This is a genomic window from Pseudomonas salmasensis, assembly GCF_014268375.2.
In the GTDB taxonomy this organism is placed as follows: Bacteria; Pseudomonadota; Gammaproteobacteria; order Pseudomonadales; family Pseudomonadaceae; genus Aquipseudomonas; species Aquipseudomonas salmasensis.
Map to the genome: position 1 here is coordinate 1,768,940 of NZ_CP077083.1, position 20,728 is coordinate 1,789,667.

The 20,728-nt window shown below is 60.4% G+C and carries 21 protein-coding genes; 10 read left to right on the top strand and 11 right to left on the bottom strand.

Features of this window, described 5'->3' with window-relative positions:
* Position 1 precedes the first annotated feature (1 nt).
* Positions 2-1,717, bottom strand: coding sequence for a copper resistance system multicopper oxidase (locus tag HU731_RS07700; protein WP_186606968.1), 1,716 nt, complete (start codon positions 1,715-1,717; stop codon positions 2-4).
* 126 nt (positions 1,718-1,843) lie between these two features.
* The gene (locus HU731_RS07705; RefSeq protein ID WP_186606967.1) at positions 1,844-2,233 is read right to left on the bottom strand and encodes a transcriptional regulator; all 390 of its coding nucleotides are present in this window, start codon (positions 2,231-2,233) and stop codon (positions 1,844-1,846) included.
* A 153-nt stretch (positions 2,234-2,386) separates the two neighbouring features.
* Here HU731_RS07705 and HU731_RS07710 point away from each other — a divergent pair, with 153 nt between their 5' ends.
* Positions 2,387-2,662 (top strand): hypothetical protein, encoded by a 276-nt coding sequence (locus HU731_RS07710; protein ID WP_186606966.1) that lies wholly within the window; start codon positions 2,387-2,389, stop codon positions 2,660-2,662.
* A 47-nt stretch (positions 2,663-2,709) separates the two neighbouring features.
* Here HU731_RS07710 and HU731_RS07715 read toward each other — a convergent pair whose 3' ends face one another.
* Positions 2,710-4,056 (bottom strand): DEAD/DEAH box helicase, encoded by a 1,347-nt coding sequence (locus tag HU731_RS07715; protein ID WP_003193110.1) that lies wholly within the window; start codon positions 4,054-4,056, stop codon positions 2,710-2,712.
* Between the two features lie 192 nt (positions 4,057-4,248).
* Here HU731_RS07715 and HU731_RS07720 point away from each other — a divergent pair, with 192 nt between their 5' ends.
* Positions 4,249-5,541: a mechanosensitive ion channel family protein gene (locus tag HU731_RS07720; RefSeq protein WP_032895861.1), complete on the top strand. Its 1,293-nt coding sequence runs from the start codon at positions 4,249-4,251 to the stop codon at positions 5,539-5,541.
* A 16-nt stretch (positions 5,542-5,557) separates the two neighbouring features.
* On the opposite strand, the gene HU731_RS07725 is transcribed toward HU731_RS07720, so the two are convergent.
* The gene (locus tag HU731_RS07725; RefSeq protein WP_186606965.1) at positions 5,558-6,124 is read right to left on the bottom strand and encodes a TetR/AcrR family transcriptional regulator; all 567 of its coding nucleotides are present in this window, start codon (positions 6,122-6,124) and stop codon (positions 5,558-5,560) included.
* Positions 6,125-6,249: 125 nt separating this feature from the next.
* On the opposite strand from HU731_RS07725, the gene HU731_RS07730 reads away from it, so the two are divergent.
* Entirely contained in the window at positions 6,250-7,038 is a 789-nt protein-coding gene (locus HU731_RS07730; RefSeq protein ID WP_186606964.1) for an SDR family NAD(P)-dependent oxidoreductase, read from the top strand.
* A 61-nt stretch (positions 7,039-7,099) separates the two neighbouring features.
* Positions 7,100-8,128: an NADP-dependent oxidoreductase gene (locus HU731_RS07735; protein WP_186606963.1), complete on the top strand. Its 1,029-nt coding sequence runs from the start codon at positions 7,100-7,102 to the stop codon at positions 8,126-8,128.
* Here the strand turns inward: HU731_RS07735 and HU731_RS07740 are convergent.
* From HU731_RS07740 to HU731_RS07750, 3 genes are all read right to left on the bottom strand, one after another.
* On the bottom strand, positions 8,085-8,954 hold the full coding sequence (locus tag HU731_RS07740) for a carboxylate/amino acid/amine transporter (protein WP_034136149.1): 870 nt from the start codon (positions 8,952-8,954) through the stop codon (positions 8,085-8,087). The genes HU731_RS07735 and HU731_RS07740 overlap by 44 nt on opposite strands.
* A gap of 203 nt (positions 8,955-9,157) precedes the next feature.
* Positions 9,158-9,757, bottom strand: coding sequence for an FMN-dependent NADH-azoreductase (locus HU731_RS07745; protein WP_186606962.1), 600 nt, complete (start codon positions 9,755-9,757; stop codon positions 9,158-9,160).
* Positions 9,758-9,908: 151 nt separating this feature from the next.
* Positions 9,909-10,223 (bottom strand): 3-phosphoglycerate kinase, encoded by a 315-nt coding sequence (locus tag HU731_RS07750; RefSeq protein WP_186606961.1) that lies wholly within the window; start codon positions 10,221-10,223, stop codon positions 9,909-9,911.
* Positions 10,224-10,272: 49 nt separating this feature from the next.
* Here HU731_RS07750 and HU731_RS07755 point away from each other — a divergent pair, with 49 nt between their 5' ends.
* The 5 genes from HU731_RS07755 (at position 10,273) to aqpZ (ending at position 15,373) form a co-directional block, all read left to right on the top strand.
* Complete coding sequence (locus HU731_RS07755; RefSeq protein ID WP_003193120.1) at positions 10,273-11,196, top strand: PA3225 family LysR-type transcriptional regulator; 924 nt, start codon at positions 10,273-10,275, stop codon at positions 11,194-11,196.
* Positions 11,197-11,210: 14 nt separating this feature from the next.
* On the top strand, positions 11,211-12,014 hold the full coding sequence (locus HU731_RS07760) for an alpha/beta fold hydrolase (RefSeq protein ID WP_186606960.1): 804 nt from the start codon (positions 11,211-11,213) through the stop codon (positions 12,012-12,014).
* Between the two features lie 3 nt (positions 12,015-12,017).
* Positions 12,018-12,581 carry a peptidylprolyl isomerase A gene (locus tag HU731_RS07765; RefSeq protein WP_017527526.1) on the top strand — a complete coding sequence of 188 codons (564 nt, stop codon included), beginning with the start codon at positions 12,018-12,020 and terminating at the stop codon, positions 12,579-12,581.
* Positions 12,582-12,663: 82 nt separating this feature from the next.
* Positions 12,664-14,496: an ABC transporter ATP-binding protein gene (locus tag HU731_RS07770; RefSeq protein ID WP_003193125.1), complete on the top strand. Its 1,833-nt coding sequence runs from the start codon at positions 12,664-12,666 to the stop codon at positions 14,494-14,496.
* A gap of 175 nt (positions 14,497-14,671) precedes the next feature.
* The gene (gene aqpZ / locus HU731_RS07775) at positions 14,672-15,373 is read left to right on the top strand and encodes an aquaporin Z (protein ID WP_186606959.1); all 702 of its coding nucleotides are present in this window, start codon (positions 14,672-14,674) and stop codon (positions 15,371-15,373) included.
* A 120-nt stretch (positions 15,374-15,493) separates the two neighbouring features.
* Here the strand turns inward: aqpZ and HU731_RS07780 are convergent, their stop codons facing one another.
* Positions 15,494-16,627, bottom strand: a complete 1,134-nt coding sequence (locus HU731_RS07780; RefSeq protein WP_186606958.1) for a GNAT family N-acetyltransferase — start codon at positions 16,625-16,627, stop codon at positions 15,494-15,496.
* 285 nt (positions 16,628-16,912) lie between these two features.
* On the opposite strand from HU731_RS07780, the gene HU731_RS07785 reads away from it, so the two are divergent.
* Positions 16,913-18,235 (top strand): putative porin, encoded by a 1,323-nt coding sequence (locus tag HU731_RS07785; RefSeq protein ID WP_003193136.1) that lies wholly within the window; start codon positions 16,913-16,915, stop codon positions 18,233-18,235.
* Positions 18,236-18,339: 104 nt separating this feature from the next.
* On the opposite strand, the gene HU731_RS07790 is transcribed toward HU731_RS07785, so the two are convergent.
* The 3 genes from HU731_RS07790 to HU731_RS07800 all read right to left on the bottom strand — a co-directional run bounded on the left by HU731_RS07790 (position 18,340) and on the right by HU731_RS07800 (position 20,451).
* A complete protein-coding gene (locus HU731_RS07790; RefSeq protein ID WP_003193137.1) occupies positions 18,340-18,576 on the bottom strand; it encodes an anti-sigma factor family protein in 237 nt (78 codons plus the stop codon).
* Positions 18,570-19,184 (bottom strand): RNA polymerase sigma factor, encoded by a 615-nt coding sequence (locus HU731_RS07795; RefSeq protein ID WP_014719433.1) that lies wholly within the window; start codon positions 19,182-19,184, stop codon positions 18,570-18,572. Before HU731_RS07795 ends, HU731_RS07790 begins: the two co-directional genes overlap by 7 nt.
* A 145-nt stretch (positions 19,185-19,329) precedes the next feature.
* On the bottom strand, positions 19,330-20,451 hold the full coding sequence (locus HU731_RS07800) for a beta-ketoacyl-ACP synthase III (protein ID WP_186606957.1): 1,122 nt from the start codon (positions 20,449-20,451) through the stop codon (positions 19,330-19,332).
* Positions 20,452-20,728 lie beyond the last annotated feature (277 nt).

A 20,728-nucleotide genomic window follows, 5' to 3' on the forward strand; every position in this document is an offset into this window, starting at 1 on the left:
CTTATTCATGCACGCGCACCTCACGGAACATGCCCATTTCCATGTGGTACAGCAGGTGGCAGTGATAGGCCCAGCGCCCCAGGGCATCGGCGGTGACGCGGTAACTGCGACGGGAGCCGGGAGGCATGTCGATCGTATGTTTGCGCACCTGGAACTGGCCGTTTTCGTCCTCCAGGTCGCTCCATAAGCCATGCAGGTGAATCGGATGGGCCATCATGGTGTCGTTGACCAGCACCACCCGCACGCGCTCGCCATAAGTCAGTTGCAAGGGCTCGGCATCGGAAAACTTCACGCCATTGAACGACCAGGCGAACTTCTCCATATGCCCGGTGAGGTGCAATTCAAGCGTGCGCGAGGGGTCGCGGCCATCGGGGTCTTCGAAGGTGCTGCGCAGGTCGGCATAGGTGAGCACCCGGCGGCCGTTGTTGCGCAGGCCGATTCCAGGGTCGTCCAGCTTGGGCAACGGGTTCATCGCTTGCATGTCCACCAGCGGGTTGTTCTGCTCGCTGGCGGGGTGTTTCTGCATCGCCATCGCGCCCATGGCGCTATGATCCATGCCTTCCATGCCCGGCATATCGGCCATGGCACCGTGGTCCATGCCGCCCATGCCCATATCATCCATGGTCAGCCAAGGGCGCGGATCCAGCGACGGTACCAAGGCTGTCGCTCCCACCTGCCGGGCAAGGGTGCCACGGGCAAACCCTGTGCGGTCCATGGACTGGGCAAACAGGGTGTAGGCCTCTGCTACGGGCTCGACCAGCACATCGTAGGTTTCCGCCACGGCGATACGGAATTCATCGACGCTCACCGGCTGCACCGGCTGCCCATCCGCGGCGATCACGGTCATCTTCAGCCCGGGAATACGCACATCGAAATAGGTCATCGCCGAGCCATTGATAAAGCGCAGGCGAATCTTTTCCCCCGGCTTGAACACCCCGGTCCAGTTCTGCCCAGGCGGCTGGCCGTTGAGCAAGTAGGTGTAGGTCTCACCGCTGACGTCCGCAAGGTCGGTGGGGTTCATCTTCATTTGCGCCCACATCAGCCGGTCGGCAGCGGTCGCCGACCAGCCCTGCTTGCCCACATCCCGGATAAAATCGCCCAGGGTGGGTTTGTGCAGGTTGTAGTAATCGGACTGCTTCTTGAGGGTCTTCATCAGGGCGACGGGGTCTTCATCGGTCCAGTCCGACAGCATCACCACGTAGTCGCGCTGGTAGGCATACGGCTCGGGCTCCTTGGGGTCGATGACCAGCGGACCATACACGCCCTGCTGTTCCTGAAGCCCGGAATGGCTGTGATACCAGTAAGTGCCGTGCTGTTTGACCTTGAACTGGTAGACGTAAAGGCCGCCCGGTTCGATGCCCTTGAAGCTCAGGCCGGGCACGCCGTCCATGGTCGATGGCAGCAGGATGCCGTGCCAGTGGATCGAGGTGGGCTCCCCGAGGCGGTTTTTCACGCGCAGGGTCACGGTGTCGCCTTCGCGCCAGCGCAACAGCGGGCCGGGCAGGCTGCCGTTGACGGTCAACGCGGTGCGCGCACGGCCGGTCAGGTTGACGGGGGTCTGGTCAATAAACAGGTCAAATTCGCTGCCGGCGAGTACCGTGGGCTGGCCGGGGCTGGTCAGTGCCCACACAGGCGGGCGCCAAAGCCCGAGCCCGCCCAGCAGGCCGCCCGCGGCCAGGCCTTTGACGAATGTGCGTCTGGAGGTTGTGGAGTGCATGCCGATTCAAGTCCGTGAGTTGAATGGCAGCAGATTAGAAGTCGCCGGCTGTCAGCAACCTTAGCGGCAGATTACCGATTCGACAGGTTCACCCGGCACCCCCGGGGGCGCCGGGGCATAAAAGGATCAGGCGATCTGGGCTTTGGAGGCCACCTCAGCGAACGTTGCCGGATCAAGCGCATCTGCCTGTTCATCCAACACCTGGCGCGGATGATCATTGCCCGGAATCGAGCTATCGATCAGCGCCAGCAACTGCGCACCCAGGCCTGTGAGGATGAAGTTCTCGCCATTGCCGCCCTCTTCCTCCGGCCGCGACTCGATAAAGCCACGCTTGAACAGCAGCGCCTCGTAATCGGCAGCGGTCTTCTTCAGCGCATCCAGGTTGCCAGTGTCCTCGCCGGCCGTCGACTTCTCGGCCGCTTCCTGTTCGGCGTATTTGCGCGGGGCAAAGCTGCCCTCGCCGTTCTGCACCTCATGCAGCAGACGTTCGATCAGATCCCAATTGTAAGTCGTCATCCTGATTCCTCCTGCAGGCCGATGGAGTTAGCCCGTCTAAGGGAGTGACACGTCCTGGCACTGGCCGTTCAACCGAACGGACGGGCGTCATTTCTCTGAACTTTCCAGAGGTTCGCCACCTCAACTGCACATCACTGCCAAGGAAGTCCGACCATGAAAACCTTGATGAAGCTGACCCTCGCCGCCACGCTGTTGAGCGCCCTGCCCGCCTGGGCCTGCACGCCCGAGGAGGCCACCGCCAAGCGCGAAGAACTGGCCAAGGAAGTAACCAAGCTCACAGAGCAGGACCCGACCAAGGCCAAGGAGATGAATGACCAACTGCAGAAGATGGACCTGGATACCGAAAGCGCCGAGTTTCCCGACAAGTGCCAGTTGATCGATGCGCGGCTCAAGGAGCTCAAGGAAGCGGCCGCCAAGTCTAAAAACTGATGGCGAAAAAAAACCGGACATCGTCCGGTTTTTTTAGGCCCACCTGCTTATTCGGCAGCCGGTGCTTCTGGCTTGCGGCGCTTGAGCGGGGCCATGCCATCCTTGCTGACGAGCGACAGGTTGTCGGTCTTCGGCCGGTTGGCGATCTTGCGCTTGGTCGGCGACTTGGCGCCGGTTTTCTTCTTGTCGCCTTTGGCGTCGGTCTTTTTCTTCTTCACGCCAACGGCCTTGCCCGACGCCTTGACCTTCTTCGGCCCGGTGTACGTGCCTTTGACTTCCTTGATGGTGCGGCGCTCGAACGACTGCTTCAGGTAGCGTTCGATGCTCGACATCAGGTTCCAGTCGCCGTGGCAGATCAGCGAGATGGCCAGGCCATCGTTGCCGGCGCGACCGGTACGGCCGATGCGGTGCACGTATTCGTCGCCACTGCGTGGCATGTCGAAGTTGATCACCAGGTCCAGGCCGTCCACGTCGAGGCCGCGTGCGGCAACGTCGGTGGCCACCAGGATCTTCACGCCGCCCGCCTTGAGACGGTCGATGGCCAGCTTGCGGTCCTTCTGGTCTTTCTCGCCGTGCAGCACGAACGCCTTGTATTCCTGCGCAACCAGGCGCCCGTAGATACGGTCGGCGGCGGCACGGGTGTTGGTGAACACGATGGCCTTTTGGTAGGTCTCGTTGGCCAGCAACCAGTTCAGGATCTGTTCTTTGTGCACGTTATGGTCAGCGGTGACGATCTGCTGGCGCGTGGTGGCGTTCAGGTCGCTGACGTTGTTGACCTGCAAGTGCTCAGGGTTGTTCAGCACCTTGGCGACCATGTCACGCAGGGTCGAACCACCGGTGGTGGCGGAGAACAGCATGGTCTGCTGACGGTTGACGCACTCGCCGACCAGACGTTGCACATCATCGGCAAAGCCCATGTCGAGCATGCGGTCGGCTTCGTCGAGCACCAGCACTTCGACTTCCTTGAGGTCGAGGTTGCCAGCGTTGAGCTGCTCGATCATGCGCCCTGGGGTGCCGATCAGAATATCCGGCACCTTGCGCAGCATCGCGGCCTGGACCTTGAAGTCTTCGCCACCGGTAATGATGCCGGACTTGATGAAGGTGAACTGCGAGAAACGCTCGACTTCCTTCAGGGTCTGCTGGGCCAGCTCGCGGGTCGGCAGCAGGATCAGGGTCTTGATGCTGACGCGCACCTTGGCCGGGCCGATCAGGCGGTTGAGCACCGGCAGGACGAAAGCGGCGGTCTTGCCGCTGCCGGTTTGCGCCGTCACCCGCAGGTCACGCCCTTGCAGCGCGAGCGGGATGGCCGCTGCTTGCACAGGCGTAGGCTCGACAAATTTAAGCTCGGCCACGGCTTTGAGCAGGCGTTCGTGCAGGGCGAATTGGGAAAACACGGGTGCTACCTCGAAGAAATACAAAATATCAGCTGCATAGGTTACCGGTTTCGCGCGCCCAAACCGAGTTTCTTTACGCGAACGGGGCTAATCAGCTGCTTTTTTGTCAGCGATTTTGTCCAGAGCGTCAACTTTGTTGCACTTAAATGCTCTAATCGCCCCGTGTTGTCTTAAAGAAGAATCGGTTCACTCATGGATATCAAACAGCTCTGGCTCAACGTCAAAGACCTTTGGGGCACCCTCGATGAACACCCGGTCCTGCATTCCAGCCTGGGTTTGCTGGTGTTGCTGGTGGTGGCATTGGTGGTGGGACGGGTCGCCCGTTACCTCATCCTGCACGCGGTCAAATTGCTCGGCCGGCAACCGGCGCTGCACTGGCTGAACGACCTGCGGCATAACAAAGTCTTCCATCGCCTGGCGCAAATGACGCCATCGCTGGTGGTCCAGTTCGGCCTGTACCTGGTGCCAGACCTGAGCAAGACCGCCATCCTGTTCATCGGCAACGTGGCCCTGGCGATCAGCATTCTGTTCATGGTGCTGGCGATTAGCGCCCTGCTCAACGCGCTGCTGGATATCTACGCACGCACCGAACACGCACGCACCCGCTCGATCAAGGGCTATGTGCAACTGGCGAAAATGGTGCTGTTCGTGTTTGGCGCGATCATCATCGTCGCCACCCTGATCGACCGCTCGCCGCTGTTGCTGCTGTCAGGCCTGGGTGCGATGTCGGCGGTAATTCTGTTGGTGTACAAGGACACCCTGCTGTCGTTCGTCGCCAGTGTGCAATTGACCAGCAACGACATGCTGCGCGTCGGTGACTGGATTGAAATGCCCCAGGTCGGCGCCGATGGCGATGTGGTGGATATAACGCTGCACACGGTGAAGGTGCAGAACTTCGACAAGACCATCGTCTCCATCCCCACCTGGCGCTTGATGTCCGAGTCGTTCAAGAACTGGCGTGGCATGCAGGCCTCCGGTGGGCGCCGTATCAAGCGCAGCCTGTACATCGACGCCAGCGGCGTGCGCTTCCTGAACGATGAAGAGGAAGTGCGCATGACCCAGGTGCACCTGCTCAGCGGCTATATCAGCCGCAAGCAGGCCGAACTCAAGGCCTGGAACGAGGCCCAGGGCCACAGCGCGCAACTGTCGGCCAACCGTCGGCGCATGACCAACCTCGGCACCTTCCGCGCCTACGCCCTGGCGTACCTGCAAAGCCACCCGGACATTCAGCCGAACATGACTTGCATGGTGCGCCAGATGCAAACCACCGCCCAGGGCGTGCCGCTGGAGATCTACTGCTTTACCCGCACCACCGCGTGGGGCGATTACGAGCGGATCCAGGGCGATATCTTCGATTATCTATTGGCCGTGTTGCCGGAGTTCGGGCTGAGCCTGTATCAGCAGCCGAGTGGCAACGACCTGCGCGCCGGCGTGCTGCCGGCGTTGGCTGGGGCCATGCCGGTGCCCGTCGCCGAAACGGCATAAGGTGATGCGAACGGGATTACGGCAGTGATGCCGTAATCTCCTTGCGGCACACCTCAAGCACTTCATCGGCCAGGGCGGAATCATCCGGGCACGCCCGCGACAGCATGATTGCGCCAATGGCATGGGCCATGCTGTCGAGCATTTTCGCCCGCACGTCTTCCTGTGGCCCGTCATGAGCCGCGCTGTATTTTGCTTCCAAGGCCTGCAGGGTATTTTCCAAACCCTGGGCGAAGGTCGCCTTCAGCGTGTCCGATTGACGGGCAGCATCGGCACACAACGCCGCCAAGGTGCATCCGCCGCCGCGATGATCGCGGTGCTGACGCGACAGGTAAACCTCGAAAAACGGCTCCACCTCCATCTCTGCGCTGTCGGCCAGTGACTGCGCCAGGCTGTTGGCGGCTGCTTCCGCCATCAGGTCCGCCTTGGAACCGAAGTGCTTGTAAAAGCCGCCCTGGGTAAACCCGGCCGCAGCCATCAGCTCGGCCACGCCCACCCCATCAAAACCCCGCTCGCGGAACAGCTCGGAAGCTGTCGCGACGATATGGGCCCGATTGTTCTGTGACTGCGCCTTGGTGATCTTCATGTCTGTGGTCCTGCCAGCTTGCGAGAAAGGCATATTACTATGATGTCGATCATAATCAAAACCGTTGACAGCTTTGATTATGATCGACATCATAAAACCTCCTCGCACTCACTGAGCATCACACCATGAGCACTTCCAACACCGTTCTGATCACTGGCGCTTCGACCGGCATTGGCGCCGCCTATGCCGAACGCTTTGCCGCACGCGGCCACGACCTCGTACTGGTCGCCCGTGACATCACGCGCCTGGAAGCGCTCGCTGCCCGACTGCGCGAACAGCATGCCGTCAGCATTGATATCCTCCCGGCCGACCTGACCCAGAGCGCGGACCTGGCAGCGGTTGAAGCCCGCCTGCGCGATGACGCCAGCATTGGCACCCTGGTCAACAATGCCGGCGCCGCGCAGTCCGGCGGTTTTATCGAACAGTCCACCGACAGCGTCGCGCAGTTGGTCGCCCTCAACACCACCGCGCTGGTACGCCTGGCCAGTGCCATCACCCCGCGCCTGGCGGCAGCGGGCGACGGCGCTATCATCAACATTGGCTCGGTAGTGGGCCTGGCGCCGGAATTCGGCATGACGGTCTACGGCGCGACCAAGGCGTTCGTGCTGTTCCTGTCCCAGGGCATGAGCCTGGAACTGGCGCCCAAAGGCGTGTACGTGCAAGCCGTGCTGCCCGCCGCCACGCGTACCGAGATCTGGGAACGTGCGGGCATCGATATCAACACCCTCACGGACGTGATGGAAGTGGGTGATCTGGTGGACGCGGCGCTGGTGGGTTTTGATCGCCGCGAGCCGGTGACCATTCCGCCGTTGCAGGACGGTGCCCGCTGGGATGCGTTGCAAGCTGCGCGACAAGGCTTGCTGGCGCAGATCAAGCAGTCCCAGGTTGCCGAACGTTACCTGGCCAACACCTGATCAACCGGTAGCAGGCGTGCTCCGCGCCTGCCCTTCTCAGCCAAGCAACGAGCGTTGAACCATGAAGGCATTTTCCATCGAACGGTACGGCAAACAGCCCGGCCGCCTCATCGAGGCCCCCGCGCCTGTCGTGGGTGAGCACGACGTGCTGGTTCAGGTGCGGGCCAGCAGCGTCAATGTGCTGGATGCAAAGATCGCCAAAGGCGAATTCAAACTGATCTTGCCCTATGCGTTGCCGTTGACCCTGGGCAATGACCTGGCCGGCGTGGTGCTCAGCGTCGGCGCGGCGGTACGACGCTTCAAGCCGGGGGACGAAGTCTACGCCCGCCCGCCTCAGCAGCGCATCGGCACCTTCGCCGAGTTGATTGCCGTGCACGAAGACGAACTGGCGCGCAAACCCGACAACATCACCATGGAGCAAGCCGCGTCCCTGCCCCTGGTCGCGCTGACGGCGTGGCAGGTGCTGGTGGAAACCGCGAAACTGAAGAAAGGCCAGAAGGTTTTCATTCATGCGGGCTCAGGCGGGGTGGGCAGTATCGCCATCCAACTGGCCAAGCATTTGGGCGCTTTTGTCGCGACCACCACCAGCACCGTCAATGTGGAGTGGGTCAAGGCGTTGGGTGCGGATGTGGTGATCGACTACAAACAGCAAGCCTTCGAGGCCGTGCTGCGAGATTACGATGTGGTGCTGAACAGCCTGGGCGCGGAGGCGCTGGCCAAGTCACTGAAGATACTCAAGCCTGGTGGTCAGCTCATCTCCATCTCCGGGCCGCCGACGCCCGCCTTCGCCCGTGCACAGAACCTGCCCTGGGTAATGGGGCTGGTCATGGGCGTGTTGAGCAGCGGTATCCGCAGGAGGGCGCGCAAGCAAGGCGTGAGTTATGAGTTTGTGTTCATGCGCGCCAGTGGCGCGCAATTGGATGAAATCACCACGCTGGTCGAGTCGGGGATTATCCGGCCGGTCATCGACCGTACCTTCCCTTTCGAATCCACAGCTGCGGCCCTGGACTACGTTGAACAAGGCCGCGCCAAAGGCAAAGTGGTGATCACGATGGGGACGGCACCGCCCGGCGCACACCCAGCCGGCTGATCCACACTGCCCCCAGAATCACCAGGCCGCCCAGGGCCAAACGGCCCAGCGGCTCGTGCTGGTTCCAGATCAGCAGGTTGAGCAGCAACCCCACCGGCACATGCAAGTTGTTCATCACCGCCAGGGTGCCGCCATTGACCAGGCAGGCGCCCTTGTTCCACCAGTACATGCCCAGCGCGGTGCTGACCAACCCGAGGAACACCAGCACACCCCATTGCAGCGGCGCTTGCGGCAGGAAGTCAGCCTTGCCGAACAGCAGGAACGCCGGCAACACCACCAATAAGGCGCCCAGATAGAAATAACCGAAACGCCGGAAGTGCGGCTGATCACTGGGGTAACGCGCCACCAGATGCTTGTACATGACTTGCCCGGCGGCGTAGGTGAAGTTGGCCAATTGCAGCAGCAAGAACCCCATCAGGAAGTGCGGGGTGATCTGATCGAAACGAATCACCGCCGCCCCCCCCACCGCCACCAGGGCCGCCACCAGTGCCCAGGGATTGAAACGACGATTAAGTGCGTCCTCGATCAGGGTCACATGCAACGGTGTGAGGATAGTGAACAGCAGCACTTCCGGCACCGTGAGCACACGAAAGCTCAGGTACAGGCAGACGTAGGTCACGCCAAACTGCAATGCGCCGATCACCAACATGCCGCGCATGAACGCGGGCTCCACCGAGCGCCAGCGCGTCAACGGAATAAAGATCAGCCCGGCCAGCACCACGCGCACCAGCACGGCAAAGTAGCTGTCGACGTGACCGGCGAGGTATTCGCCGATCAAGCTGAAGGAAAATGCCTGAATCAGGGTGACAACCAGTAGATAGCCCATGCGCGCCTCGTTTCGAATGGGCGCGACATTAAAGCTTTTTGGGGGTTGAAGAAACTCGGCGCAAAAAAAACCCGACCTCGCTAAAGCGGCAGTCGGGCAGGAGCACTCAGGAGCAAAAAGTGCAAAGGGAGGTTCGATACGCGTACTTGAAGGGTTTGCGTGGGGCTATATAAGCAGCACGGGATTATCTGACGATTAACGCCTCAGGCCACCTGGGCCAGCAGTGCCTTGGCGTGGTTGACACCCTTCTCCTGGAAGTCGCCGCCCAGGTTGACGCCTTCGGCGTGAATGAAGGTAACGTCATGAATGCCGATAAATGCCATGACCTGGCGCAGGTACGGTTCCTGGTGGTCCGAGGTGGCGCCGGTGTGGATACCACCGCGCGCGGTGAGCACGATGGCGCGCTTGCCGGTCAACAAACCCTGGGGCCCGGTGGCGGTGTACTTGAAGGTCACACCGGCCCGCAACACGTGATCCAGCCAGGCTTTGAGGGTGCTGGGGATGGCGAAGTTGTACATCGGCGCGGCCATCACCAACACGTCGGCGGCCAGCAATTCGTCAGTCAGCTCGTTGGAGCGGTCCAGGGACACCTGTTCGTCGTCGTTACGCTGCTCCGCCGGCTTCATCCAGCCACCCAGCAGGTTGGCATCCAGGTGGGGTACCGGATTGAGCGCAACGTCGCGCACGGTGATGCGGTCTGCCGGATGGGCGACTTGCCATTGGCCGATGAACTGTTGGGTGAGCTGGCGGGAAATCGAATCCTGCTGGCGCGCACTGCTTTCGATGATCAGAACATTGGACATGGCTTCGTAGGCTCCATCGGTAATTGCTGTAAGTCGATGAAGAGAAGGTTAACCAGGGCCCATTCGATAAAAAAGCGCAAAAAACTGCTATAACCCATCTACAAATTTGTTTATAAGCGGAGTATTCCTGTGGGCATGCTCCGCTGTTGCATTATTTTGGCGCGCAGTCCAAGGCAATACGCATCTTGATGATGGACCGGTTGAACTTGACCGTGGTGTTGGTGCTTTTGCCGGCTGGCACGGTCACGGTGCGGCGGCGTGGCGATTCCGGGCCATTGGTGAAGATTACCGAACACACAGCATCCCGGGTGCCGTAGTTGCTTAGCTGAATCGAACTGATGTCTGCGTCCACGTCGGACGCGGTGTAATCAATGCTTACGCCGTTGATCTTTTTTGTCACGTCGATGGGGTACGCAAACGCGCTCATCGGCAGCAGCGCCAGCAACACACAACACAATTTTCTCATTCGGCAGTCTCCAATAAGGACTGTCAGCTTAGGACAAGAGGAGCTCATCTTGAAAGCGCCCCGCGTTACCCTCGATCAATGGCGCACCTTGCAAGCCGTGGTCGACCATGGTGGCTTTGCCCAAGCCGCCGAAGCACTGCACCGTTCGCAATCTTCGGTGAGCTACACCGTGGCGCGCATGCAGGACCAACTTGGCGTCCCGCTGCTGCGCATTGACGGGCGCAAAGCGGTGCTGACCGAGGCCGGTGAAGTGCTGCTGCGTCGCTCCCGCCAGTTGGTGAAAAACGCCAGCCAGCTGGAAGACCTCGCCCACCATATGGAACAGGGCTGGGAAGCCGAAGTGCGCCTGGTGGTGGATGCCGCCTACCCCAGCGCCCGTCTGGTTCGCGCGTTAACCGCCTTTATGCCGCAAAGCCGGGGCTGCCGGGTGCGCCTGCGCGAAGAAGTGCTGTCCGGCGTCGAAGAATTGCTGCTCGACGGCATGGCGGACCTGGCCATTTGCGGGTTTATCATCCCCGGCTACCTGGGCACGGAAATGAGCGATGTGGAGTTTGTCGCCGTGGCCCACCCCGATCACTCGCTGCATCGCCTCAACCGTGAGCTGAGTTTCCATGACCTGGAGAGCCAGATGCAGGTGGTGATCCGCGACTCCGGCCGCCAGCAACCGCGCGACGTCGGCTGGCTCGGCGCCGAACAGCGCTGGACCGTCGGCAGCCTGGCTACCGCGGCCACCTTCGTCGGCAGCGGCCTGGGCTTTGCCTGGCTGCCCAGGCACATGATCGAGCGCGAACTCAAGGAAGGCGTGCTCAAGCAGTTGCCCCTGGAAAAAGGCGGCAGTCGCAACCCGACCTTTTACCTGTACTCCAACAAAGACAAACCCCTGGGGCCCGCCACGCAGATCCTTGTGGAATTGCTGCGCACCTTTGACACCGCTCCCCTGGACGCGCCCTTTGCCGCCCCTCAACAAGCCTGAAACGGAGTTCATCCATGGCCTGGTTCGACCATGAAGGCTACAGCCTGCATTACGAAGAATATGGCCATGGCAACCCGCTGATCCTGATCCACGGCCTGGGCTCCAGCAGCCAGGATTGGGAACTGCAAATACCGGTACTCGCCCGGCACTACCGCCTGATCGTGGTTGACGTGCGCGGCCATGGTCGCTCGGACAAACCCCGGGAGCGCTACAGCATCAAGGGGTTTACCTTCGACCTGATCGCGCTGATCGAACACCTCGACCTGCCAGCGGCCCACGTGGTGGGTTTATCCATGGGCGGCATGATCGCCTTCCAACTGGCGGTGGATGAACCCCTGCGGGTCAAGAGCCTGTGCATCGTCAACAGCGCGCCTGAGGTCAAGGTGCGCAGTACCGATGACTATTGGCAGTGGGCCAAACGCTGGACCCTGGCCCGCGTGCTCAGCCTGGGCACCATCGGCAAGGCCCTGGGCGATCGGCTGTTCCCCAAACCTGAGCAGGCCGACCTGCGCCGCAAGATGGCCGAACGCTGGGCAAGAAACGACAAACGTGCTTATCTCGCCAGCTTCGACGCCATTGTGGGCTGGGGCGTACAGGAACAACTGTCGAGAATTACCTGTCCAACCCTGGTCATCAGCGCCGACCATGACTACACCCCCGTGGCGCAGAAAGAAATCTATGTAAAACTGCTGCCCGATGCGCGACTGGTGGTCATCGAAGATTCCCGCCATGCCACGCCCTTGGATCAACCCGAGGTCTTTAACGCGACCTTGCTCGACTTTCTAAAGACCGTCGAAACCACTACCCAGGATCACTGACCCATGCTGAAAAAAATCGCCTTCTTTGCCGGTTCCGCCTTGTTCGCTGCCAACCTGATGGCGGCTGAGCCGGCCAAGGCGCCACACGTGTTGCTCGACACCACCAACGGCCAGATTGAAATCGAACTGGACCCGGTCAAGGCGCCGATCAGCACCAAGAACTTCCTGGCCTATGTCGACAAAGGCTTCTACACCAACACGATCTTTCACCGCGTGATCCCGGGCTTCATGGTCCAGGGCGGCGGGTTCACCCAGCAAATGTCGCAAAAGCCGACCGAAGCACCGATCAAGAACGAAGCCAGCAACGGCCTGCACAACGTACGCGGCACGCTGTCGATGGCCCGCACCTCGAACCCGGATTCGGCCACCAGCCAATTCTTCATCAACGTGGCTGACAATGCCTTCCTCGACCCGGGCCGCGATGCCGGTTATGCCGTGTTCGCCAAAGTGGTCAAGGGCATGGACGTGGTCGACATCATCGTCAACTCCCAGACCACCACCAAGCAAGGCATGCAGAACGTGCCTATCGATCCTGTGATCATCAAGTCGGCCAAGCGCATCGACTGAGGTCTGCAGGCAGCTTTGCGCGGTGCCCGCACGGCACCGTGCACCTTTGAAAGGAGAGCCCGCCCGGCGGGCGTCAAACCTAATGCTCTATCGTCGTTTTGAACAGCTGATCGATATTTTCCGCGACGCCCCCAGCGCGGCACCTCCCGAAAAAGTCCTGCCCTTCTATCTCTATTACCTGCGCCAGGTGTGGCCGTGCTTCGCCGCGCTCTTGGTAGTGGGGCTGGTGGGCGCCCTGATCGAAGTGGCGTTGTTCAGCTACTTGAGCCGCATCATCGACCTGGCCCAGGGCACGCCGCCGGCGAACTTCTTCCAGATCCACAGCGCCGAGCTGATCTGGATGGCCGTGGTCGCCCTGTTGTTGCGCCCGCTCTTCAACGGCCTGCATGACTTGCTGGTGCACCAGACCATCAACCCTGGGATGACCAGCCTGATTCGCTGGCAGAACCACAGCTACGTGCTCAAGCAGAGCCTGAATTTCTTCCAGAACGATTTCGCCGGGCGCATCGCCCAGCGGATCATGCAAACCGGCAACTCCTTGCGTGACTCGGCGGTGGCGACCGCGGAGGCTATCTGGCACGTGTCGATCTATGCCATCAGTGCCCTGGTGTTGTTTGCCGAGGCCGACTGGCGGCTGATGATCCCGCTGATCACCTGGATCGTTTGCTACAGCCTGGCCCTGCGTTACTTCGTACCTCGCGTGAAAGAACGCTCGGTGGTCTCCTCGGAGGCGCGCTCCAAGTTGATGGGCCGGATTGTCGACGGCTATACCAACATCACCACCTTGAAGCTGTTCGCCCATACGCAGAATGAACAGGAATACGCCAAGCAAGCGATCATCGAGCAGACCGAAAAAACCCAACTGGCCGCCCGCGTGCTCACCAGCATGGACACCGTAATCTGTATTTTGAACGGCCTGCTGATCGTCACCACCACTGGCCTGGCCCTGTGGCTGTGGACGCAGTCGCTGATTTCCGTGGGCGCAATTGCCCTGGCCACCGGCCTGGTGATCCGCATCGTCAACATGTCTGGGTGGATCATGTGGGTGGTCAACGGCATCTTCGAAAACATCGGCATCGTGCAGGACGGCCTGAAGACCATCGCCCAGCCACTGGCCGTGGTCGATCGTGAAAACGCGCCGCGCCTGACCGTGCCCCACGGCCAGGTGCGCTTCGAGCAGGTGGACTTCCACTACGGCAAGAAGAGCGGAATCATTGGCGGCCTTAACCTTGAGATCAAGGCCGGGGAAAAGATCGGCTTGATCGGCCCATCCGGCGCGGGCAAGTCGACGCTGGTCAACCTGCTGCTGCGCCTTTACGACCTGCAGGGCGGGCGCATCCTCATCGACGGCCAGGACATCGCCGAAGTGGCCCAGGAAAGCCTGCGCGCGCAGATCGGCATGATCACCCAAGACACCTCGTTGCTGCACCGCTCGATCCGCGACAACCTGCTGTATGGCAAGCCCGACGCAACTGACGAAGAACTCTGGGCGGCGGTGCACAAGGCCCGCGCCGATGAGTTCATCCCGCTGCTGTCGGACTCCGAGGGCCGCACCGGGCTGGATGCCCATGTGGGTGAGCGCGGGGTGAAACTCTCCGGCGGGCAACGTCAGCGTATCGCTATCGCCCGCGTGCTGCTCAAGGACGCGCCGATCCTGATCATGGACGAAGCCACCTCTGCGCTGGACTCGGAAGTGGAAGCGGCGATCCAGGAGAGCCTGGAAACCCTGATGCAGGGCAAGACGGTGATTGCGATTGCGCACCGGTTGTCGACCATCGCACGCATGGACCGCCTGGTGGTGCTGGAAAAAGGCCAGATTGCCGAGAGCGGCAGCCATTCCGAGTTGCTGGCATACGGCGGGCTTTATTCGCGGTTATGGCAGCATCAGACCGGGGGCTTTGTCGGTATAGACTGATTTTGCTGGGTAAAGCCCCGCTCAATTCCGAACAATTCTGACAGCTTTCTCTATCTGACTGGTCTTGCGGCACAATCCTGCTGTACTGCAATCAGGCCCCAGGAGGGCCCTGATTTAAGGCGGCAGGGAAGCCACACAGACCGTTAATCAGATATAGCAATCTAAGGAAGTGTTCATGTCACTGTTCAAACGTTCCGTAACGGAAGGACTGGGTACGTTTTGGCTGGTGTTGGGTGGCTGCGGGAGTGCGGTGTTGGCCGCAGCGTTCCCCAATGTAGGCATCGGCCTGCTCGGTGTGTCACTGGCTTTCGGGCTCACGGTACTGACCATGGCGTTTGCCATCGGGCATATCAGCGGCTGCCACCTTAACCCGGCCGTCTCGGTGGGGCTGGTGGTCGGCGGCAGGTTCCCGGCCAAGGAGTTGCCAGCCTACATCGTGTCGCAAGTGATCGGAGGCGCCATCGCCGCCGCACTGCTGTACTTCATCGCCAGCGGCAAACCCGGGTTCGAACTGGCCTCCGGGCTGGCAAGCAATGGTTACGGCGAGCATTCACCCGGTGGTTATTCCATGGCGGCAGGCTTTGTCTGTGAGCTGGTGATGACGGCGATGTTCGTGCTGATCATCCTTGGCGCCACCGACCGTCGAGCCCCGGCAGGCTTCGCGCCCATCGCCATTGGCCTGGGGCTGACGCTGATCCACCTGATCTCCATCCCGGTGACCAACACCTCGGTCAACCCGGCCCGTAGCACGGGGCCTGCGTTGATTGTCGGCGGCTGGGCGCTGCAGCAGTTGTGGCTGTTCTGGCTCGCGCCGATCCTCGGCGCGGTGGTTGGCGGCATCACCTACCGATGGTTGGGTGCAGAAAAAACAGCTTGACCCAATCCCTGTAGGAGCGAGCTTGCTCGCGAAAAACGCCAACGATGACGTAGTGCTTACAGCTGTGAACCCGCGTCGCCTGTACGTTCTTCGCGAGCAAGCTCGCTCCTACAAGGTGTTTTACGTTCCGTCAGAGTGCCGATAAGGCAAAGCCGCCCTCGCCTCTTCGGCATACGCCAGAACCCCCACCCGTTCTCGCTCAAGAAAATCCTCCACAGCGTTCTTCAACCCCGGGTGGCGCAAATAGTGCCATGAGCGCGTAATCACCGGTTCAAACCCGCGAATCAATTTGTGCTCCCCCTGGGCACCGGCATCGAAGCGTTGCAGGCCGTGGGCGATGGCGTAGTCCATACCCTGGTAGAAGCAGGTTTCGAAATGCAGGCGGTCGAATTCCGCCAGGCAACCCCAGTAGCGGCCATAGAAGCTGTCGCCACCAAGCAGGCTGAAGGCCATGGCCACCGGGCGCGTGCCTTGTTTGGCCAAGACTACGCGGATGGCTGCGGGCATGCGCTCAGCCAGCAGGCTGAAAAACGCGCGGGTCAGGTAGGGTGATTGCCGGCGCACCGCGTAGGTATTGGCGTAGCAGGCGTAGACAAAATCCCACTGGGCTTCGCTCAGCTCATGGCCTTGCAACCACTCGAATTCGATACCCTGCCCTGCCACCTGTTCACGCTCTTTACGCATCTGTTTGCGCTTGCGTGAACTCAGGGCGTCGAGGAAATCCTGGAAGTCGCGGTAGCCTCGGTTCTGCCAATGAAACTGACACCCCAGGCGTTGCAACCAGCCGGGGTGTTGGGCCATGGCTTCATCGGCGAGGGCATCGGTAAAGTTGATATGGGCGCTCGACAAGCCCTCGATCTCCAGATACCCCGGCAGGCTATTAAGCAACTCAAAAGCGTCTGCGGCACTGGCAGCCAATACCCGCGGCCCACCGACCGGGCTGAACGGCACGGCCGTCAGCAACTTGGGGTAGTAATCGATGCCAGCGCGCTCGCAGGCGTCGGCCCAGCCGTGATCGAACACGTACTCGCCATAAGAATGCCATTTGCGATAACCCGGCAATGCCGCCATCAGCCGGTCGCCGTCCCAGTGCAGCAAATGCTCCGTCTGCCAGCCCGAATGCGGGCCGACGCTGGCGCTGTCTTCCAGCGCACTCAGAAACCCATGCTGCATAAACGGCTGGGCCGTTGGCATCAGGGCATCCCACGTGTGCGCAGCGATATCGGACAGGCTGTCCAGGCGTTGCAGCGGCATCGGCATCCTCATTGTTTCTTGGCATGAAAACCTGGCGAGTATCGCTGATCACAGCCGCGCGCACATCCTCAAAACACGCGGACAGACCTCAAAACTCTTAGTTCCGTCGCGTAACGATTTGTCATCTAGATGAAATCACTTAGCCACTACTCCGTCATAAACGGTCGCGATACTGACGCCAGTTTTTAGAGCGTCCGGGTCTACCGGGCGACATTTTTTCCGCCCGTCATGGGTCGGTTGTGTCCTGGAGGGTGTTGCCCTCCCTCCTCACTTTCGGAGATTGATATGCGTCTTGCTTCCACTAAAACTGCGGCGGTCCTGTGTGGCGGCCTGTTGCTGGCACTGAGCGTTCCGGCCAGCGCTGCAGTCGACGCTAAATTGCTCGACATGCTCAAGGCCAACGGCCAGATCACCGCGGCGCAGTACACCGAACTGCAAATGGAGCTGGCCAGGGATCAGAAAGAACAGCAGATCGCACGCCAGGCTCAACAAGAGACTAACGAGCAGATCGCGGCCACTGCGAAAAAAACCAACGAGCTGAGCAGCTTCGACCAGAAATTGGCTTGGGCAGCCAAGACCCAGTTCAAGGGTGACGTGCGCTTCCGCCAGGAAACCATCAAGATCGACGGCGAGCCCAACAACGGTGGGCGTGACAAGGACCGTCAACGTATCCGTGCGCGCCTGGGCGCCTACACCGAAATCAACCCGCAAGTGGACACCGGTATCCGTATCGCCACCGGCGGCGGCGACGATGCGCGTTCCACCAACCAGGACCAGGACGGCTACTTCGATAAGAAGTCGATCTGGCTGGACCTCGGCTACATCGACTACCACCCGGACCAGATCAAGAACCTGCACGTGATCGGCGGCAAGATGCTGCAGCCGTGGGTGAACATGGGCGACGTGATCTGGGATAGCGACATCAACCCCGAAGGCCTGGCCGTCACCTACAAATACCCACTGGGTAGCAGCGCTGAGCTGTTCGGCAGCCTGGGTAACTACAACCTCAAGGACAACGTGGACGGGGACGGCGTGCAATTTCGCCATGACCTGCGCCTGACGTCCGGCCAGTTGGGTACGCGTTTTTCGGTCACCGACAACCTGAAAATGACCTTGGGCGGCAGCATCTACGCCTACAAGAATGACGAAGACAGCCGTTGCACAACCACCACCACGCCTTGCGCACTGGCAGTCAACGGCAACTCGGCCAACAACGAATTCCGCTTGTACGAAGGCTTTGCACAAGCAGACATCGGCGGCCTGGCTGTGCCGCTGTCGTTCTACGGCCAGTACGTGAAAAACAACGATGCGGTGACCGACCAGGACACCGCCTGGTTGCTGGGTGCCAAGTCCAAGGTGTTCGGTTTGAACCTGGACTACAACTACCGCGACGTTCAACGTAATGCCGTCGTAGGCGCCTTCACCGATTCGGACTTCGCCAACGGCACCACCGGCTCGCGCGGTCACAAGATGAAAGTCAGCTACGACATCGACAAGAACTTCGCCATCGGCGCCACCTACTTCCTGACCAAGGCTGACTTCGCCAGCCGGACCCAGCGGGATGCCGATACCAACACCTTGCAGCTGGATGCTGAAGCCAAGTTCTAATGCCTAACATGTAGGAGCGAGCTTGCTCGCGAAGAACGTCAACGATAACGCGGGTATCCTGGATAATCGCGTTGCCTGTGGGTTCTTCGCGAGCAAGCTCGCTCCTACATGATGTCTTTACGCCGCTCGGCGGCCAGTTGTTCGGCCAGCGCATCCACACCCTCCACCGGCTCCTGCGGCATACGCTTGAGCGTCGCCTGCATCAGGCGCATCTGACGGATAAAGCGCCGGCAGTTCGGGCAGAACATCAAGTGATGACGCACCATCAGACGCTCGCGAAAGGTCAATTGCCCATCGAGATAGTCACTGGAACGCGCTACTTGCTCTTTACAGGTCAACATTCGCCCGTTTCCTCAAAATGCTCCACCGTGGCGAAGACTTTAAGCCGTGCTCGATGCAACAGCACACGGACGTTGGAGAGTGAAAGGGTGAGAAGATTACAGATCTCTTCCAGCTCCAGGCCCTGGCGCTCACGCAACACCAGCACACTGCTCTGCAATTCGGACAAGCTCAGAATCGTATGCTCCAGGCATTTGCGCAATTCATCTTCGGTCAGCAGCGCTTCCGGGGTGTCCTGGTGCCAGGCATACGGGGCGACAGCCCAATGGCCATCATCCGGGCTGAAGCGGTCATCACCGATAGTGCCGTGGGGTGAGGGCAAATCGTCGAGCAGGACTTCCCGACGATTTTGTTTGTAACGACTCTTTGCGGAGTTGGCAGTAATGGTCAATAACCACGTCTTGAGGCTTGATCGCCCCTCGAACTTGGCCAGGTTGCGCACCACCGATAGCCAGGCATCTTGCACCACCTCATCGGCGTGGCGCTGGCCGACGATGGCATAGGCCACTGCCCGCATTGCGCTCTGGTAGGTGTTGACCAAATCCTTATAAGCCCGCTGCTCACCCTTGAGCAGGCGTTCAAGCAGGTGCGCGTCGTCCGCTGCTGCCATCGTTTACCTCAATCTTGCCGTGGAAATACGGTCAATGTGGGAGCTGGCTTGCCTGCGATCCAGACAACTCGGTGAATCAGGCACACCGAGCCGATGCCTTCGCAGGCAAGCCAGCTCCCACAGTTGACCGCGTCCGGCCACACACTCAGCGTTTGCGCAGGATCACACTGCCAATCGAATACCCGGCGCCAAAGGAGCTGAGTACCGCAACCGCCCCCTGGGGCAGGTCATCTTGATAAGTGTGGAACGCAATCACCGAGCCGGCCGAGCTGGTATTGGCGTAAGTATCGAGGATCACCGGCGCTTCTTCCACCGACGCGTCGCGCCCCAGCAGTTTCTTCACGATCAGGTGGTTCATGCTCAGGTTGGCCTGGTGCAGCCAGAAACGCTTCACATCGGTGACACTCAACTGGTTTTCTGCCAGGTGCTCGCCGATCAATTCGGCCACCATCGGGCAAACATCACGGAATACCTTGCGGCCTTCCTGCACGAATAGCTTGTCGGGGGCGCCGATGCCCTCTTCCGCCGTGCGGTTGAGAAATCCGAAATTGTTGCGGATGTTGTTGGAGAACTTGGTGAGTAGCTTGGTGCTCACCACGTCAAACTGATGTTCGGACGTCGCTAGGTCAGCACGCTCCAGGATCACCGCCGTGGCGGCATCGCCGAAGATGAAATGGCTGTCACGGTCACGAAAGTTCAGGTGGCCCGTGCAGACTTCCGGGTTGACCATCAGGATCGCCCGGGCCTGGCCCAACTGGATGCTGTTGGCCGCGTTCTGGATGCCGAAAGTGGCCGAGGAACACGCCACGTTCATGTCGAAACCGAAGCCCTGGATACCCAAGGCTTCCTGGACTTCGATGGCGATCGCCGGGTAGGCGCGTTGCAGGTTGGAGCAGGCGACGATGACGCCGTCGATGTCGGCGGCGGTCTTGCCGGCGCGCTGCAAGGCTTGTTCGGCGGCACCGATGGCCATCTGGCAAAGCACCGACCATTCATCGTTGCTGCGCTCGGGCAGGCGTGGAGCCATGCGCTGTGGATCAAGGATGCCGTCCTTGTCCATCACAAAACGGCTCTTGATGCCGGATGCCTTTTCAATGAACGCCGCGCTCGACTCGGTCAGCGCCTGCACATCGCCACGTTCGATAGCGGCGGCGTTGTCGGCGTTGAACTGTTGTACGTAGGCATTGAAAGACTGCACCAGCTCTTCGTTGGAAATGCTGTTGGCCGGGGTGTACAGGCCAGTGCCGCTGATGACGACGTTATGCACGGTCGTTCCTCTAAATCTGTCAGGCAGAAGATATTGGTACCGTCGTACCAAACTTAAAGTGGTTTGATGTCATCCAGCGGGCATCAAACTGGCAATGCTTTTATTCAATCTTGTAACCGCGAAGTTTGCCACAACCCTGCGGATTTGGCGCTATAGGCCAAACAAACATCCCATTGTGGGGTGGGGCTTGCCCTGATGCCTGTAGGAGCGAGCTTGCTCGCGAAGAACCCACAGGCAACGCGTTCATTCAGGATACCCGCGTTATCGTTGAGGTTTT

What these genes read in the sequence shown, in the direction of transcription:
- HU731_RS07740 (WP_034136149.1), bottom strand. Translation starts at nt 8,954, where the DNA reads ATGGGCTATCTACTGGTTGTCACCCTGATTCAGGCATTTTCCTTCAGC.
- HU731_RS07735 (WP_186606963.1), top strand. Translation starts at nt 7,100, where the DNA reads ATGAAGGCATTTTCCATCGAACGGTACGGCAAACAGCCCGGCCGCCTC.
- HU731_RS07730 (WP_186606964.1), top strand. Translation starts at nt 6,250, where the DNA reads ATGAGCACTTCCAACACCGTTCTGATCACTGGCGCTTCGACCGGCATT.
- HU731_RS07785 (WP_003193136.1), top strand. Translation starts at nt 16,913, where the DNA reads ATGCGTCTTGCTTCCACTAAAACTGCGGCGGTCCTGTGTGGCGGCCTG.
- HU731_RS07725 (WP_186606965.1), bottom strand. Translation starts at nt 6,124, where the DNA reads ATGAAGATCACCAAGGCGCAGTCACAGAACAATCGGGCCCATATCGTC.
- HU731_RS07710 (WP_186606966.1), top strand. Translation starts at nt 2,387, where the DNA reads ATGAAAACCTTGATGAAGCTGACCCTCGCCGCCACGCTGTTGAGCGCC.
- HU731_RS07770 (WP_003193125.1), top strand. Translation starts at nt 12,664, where the DNA reads ATGCTCTATCGTCGTTTTGAACAGCTGATCGATATTTTCCGCGACGCC.
- HU731_RS07745 (WP_186606962.1), bottom strand. Translation starts at nt 9,757, where the DNA reads ATGTCCAATGTTCTGATCATCGAAAGCAGTGCGCGCCAGCAGGATTCG.
- aqpZ (WP_186606959.1), top strand. Translation starts at nt 14,672, where the DNA reads ATGTCACTGTTCAAACGTTCCGTAACGGAAGGACTGGGTACGTTTTGG.
- HU731_RS07700 (WP_186606968.1), bottom strand. Translation starts at nt 1,717, where the DNA reads ATGCACTCCACAACCTCCAGACGCACATTCGTCAAAGGCCTGGCCGCG.
- HU731_RS07720 (WP_032895861.1), top strand. Translation starts at nt 4,249, where the DNA reads ATGGATATCAAACAGCTCTGGCTCAACGTCAAAGACCTTTGGGGCACC.
- HU731_RS07795 (WP_014719433.1), bottom strand. Translation starts at nt 19,184, where the DNA reads ATGGCAGCAGCGGACGACGCGCACCTGCTTGAACGCCTGCTCAAGGGT.
- HU731_RS07790 (WP_003193137.1), bottom strand. Translation starts at nt 18,576, where the DNA reads ATGTTGACCTGTAAAGAGCAAGTAGCGCGTTCCAGTGACTATCTCGAT.
- HU731_RS07705 (WP_186606967.1), bottom strand. Translation starts at nt 2,233, where the DNA reads ATGACGACTTACAATTGGGATCTGATCGAACGTCTGCTGCATGAGGTG.
- HU731_RS07750 (WP_186606961.1), bottom strand. Translation starts at nt 10,223, where the DNA reads ATGAGAAAATTGTGTTGTGTGTTGCTGGCGCTGCTGCCGATGAGCGCG.
- HU731_RS07780 (WP_186606958.1), bottom strand. Translation starts at nt 16,627, where the DNA reads ATGCCGCTGCAACGCCTGGACAGCCTGTCCGATATCGCTGCGCACACG.
- HU731_RS07760 (WP_186606960.1), top strand. Translation starts at nt 11,211, where the DNA reads ATGGCCTGGTTCGACCATGAAGGCTACAGCCTGCATTACGAAGAATAT.
- HU731_RS07765 (WP_017527526.1), top strand. Translation starts at nt 12,018, where the DNA reads ATGCTGAAAAAAATCGCCTTCTTTGCCGGTTCCGCCTTGTTCGCTGCC.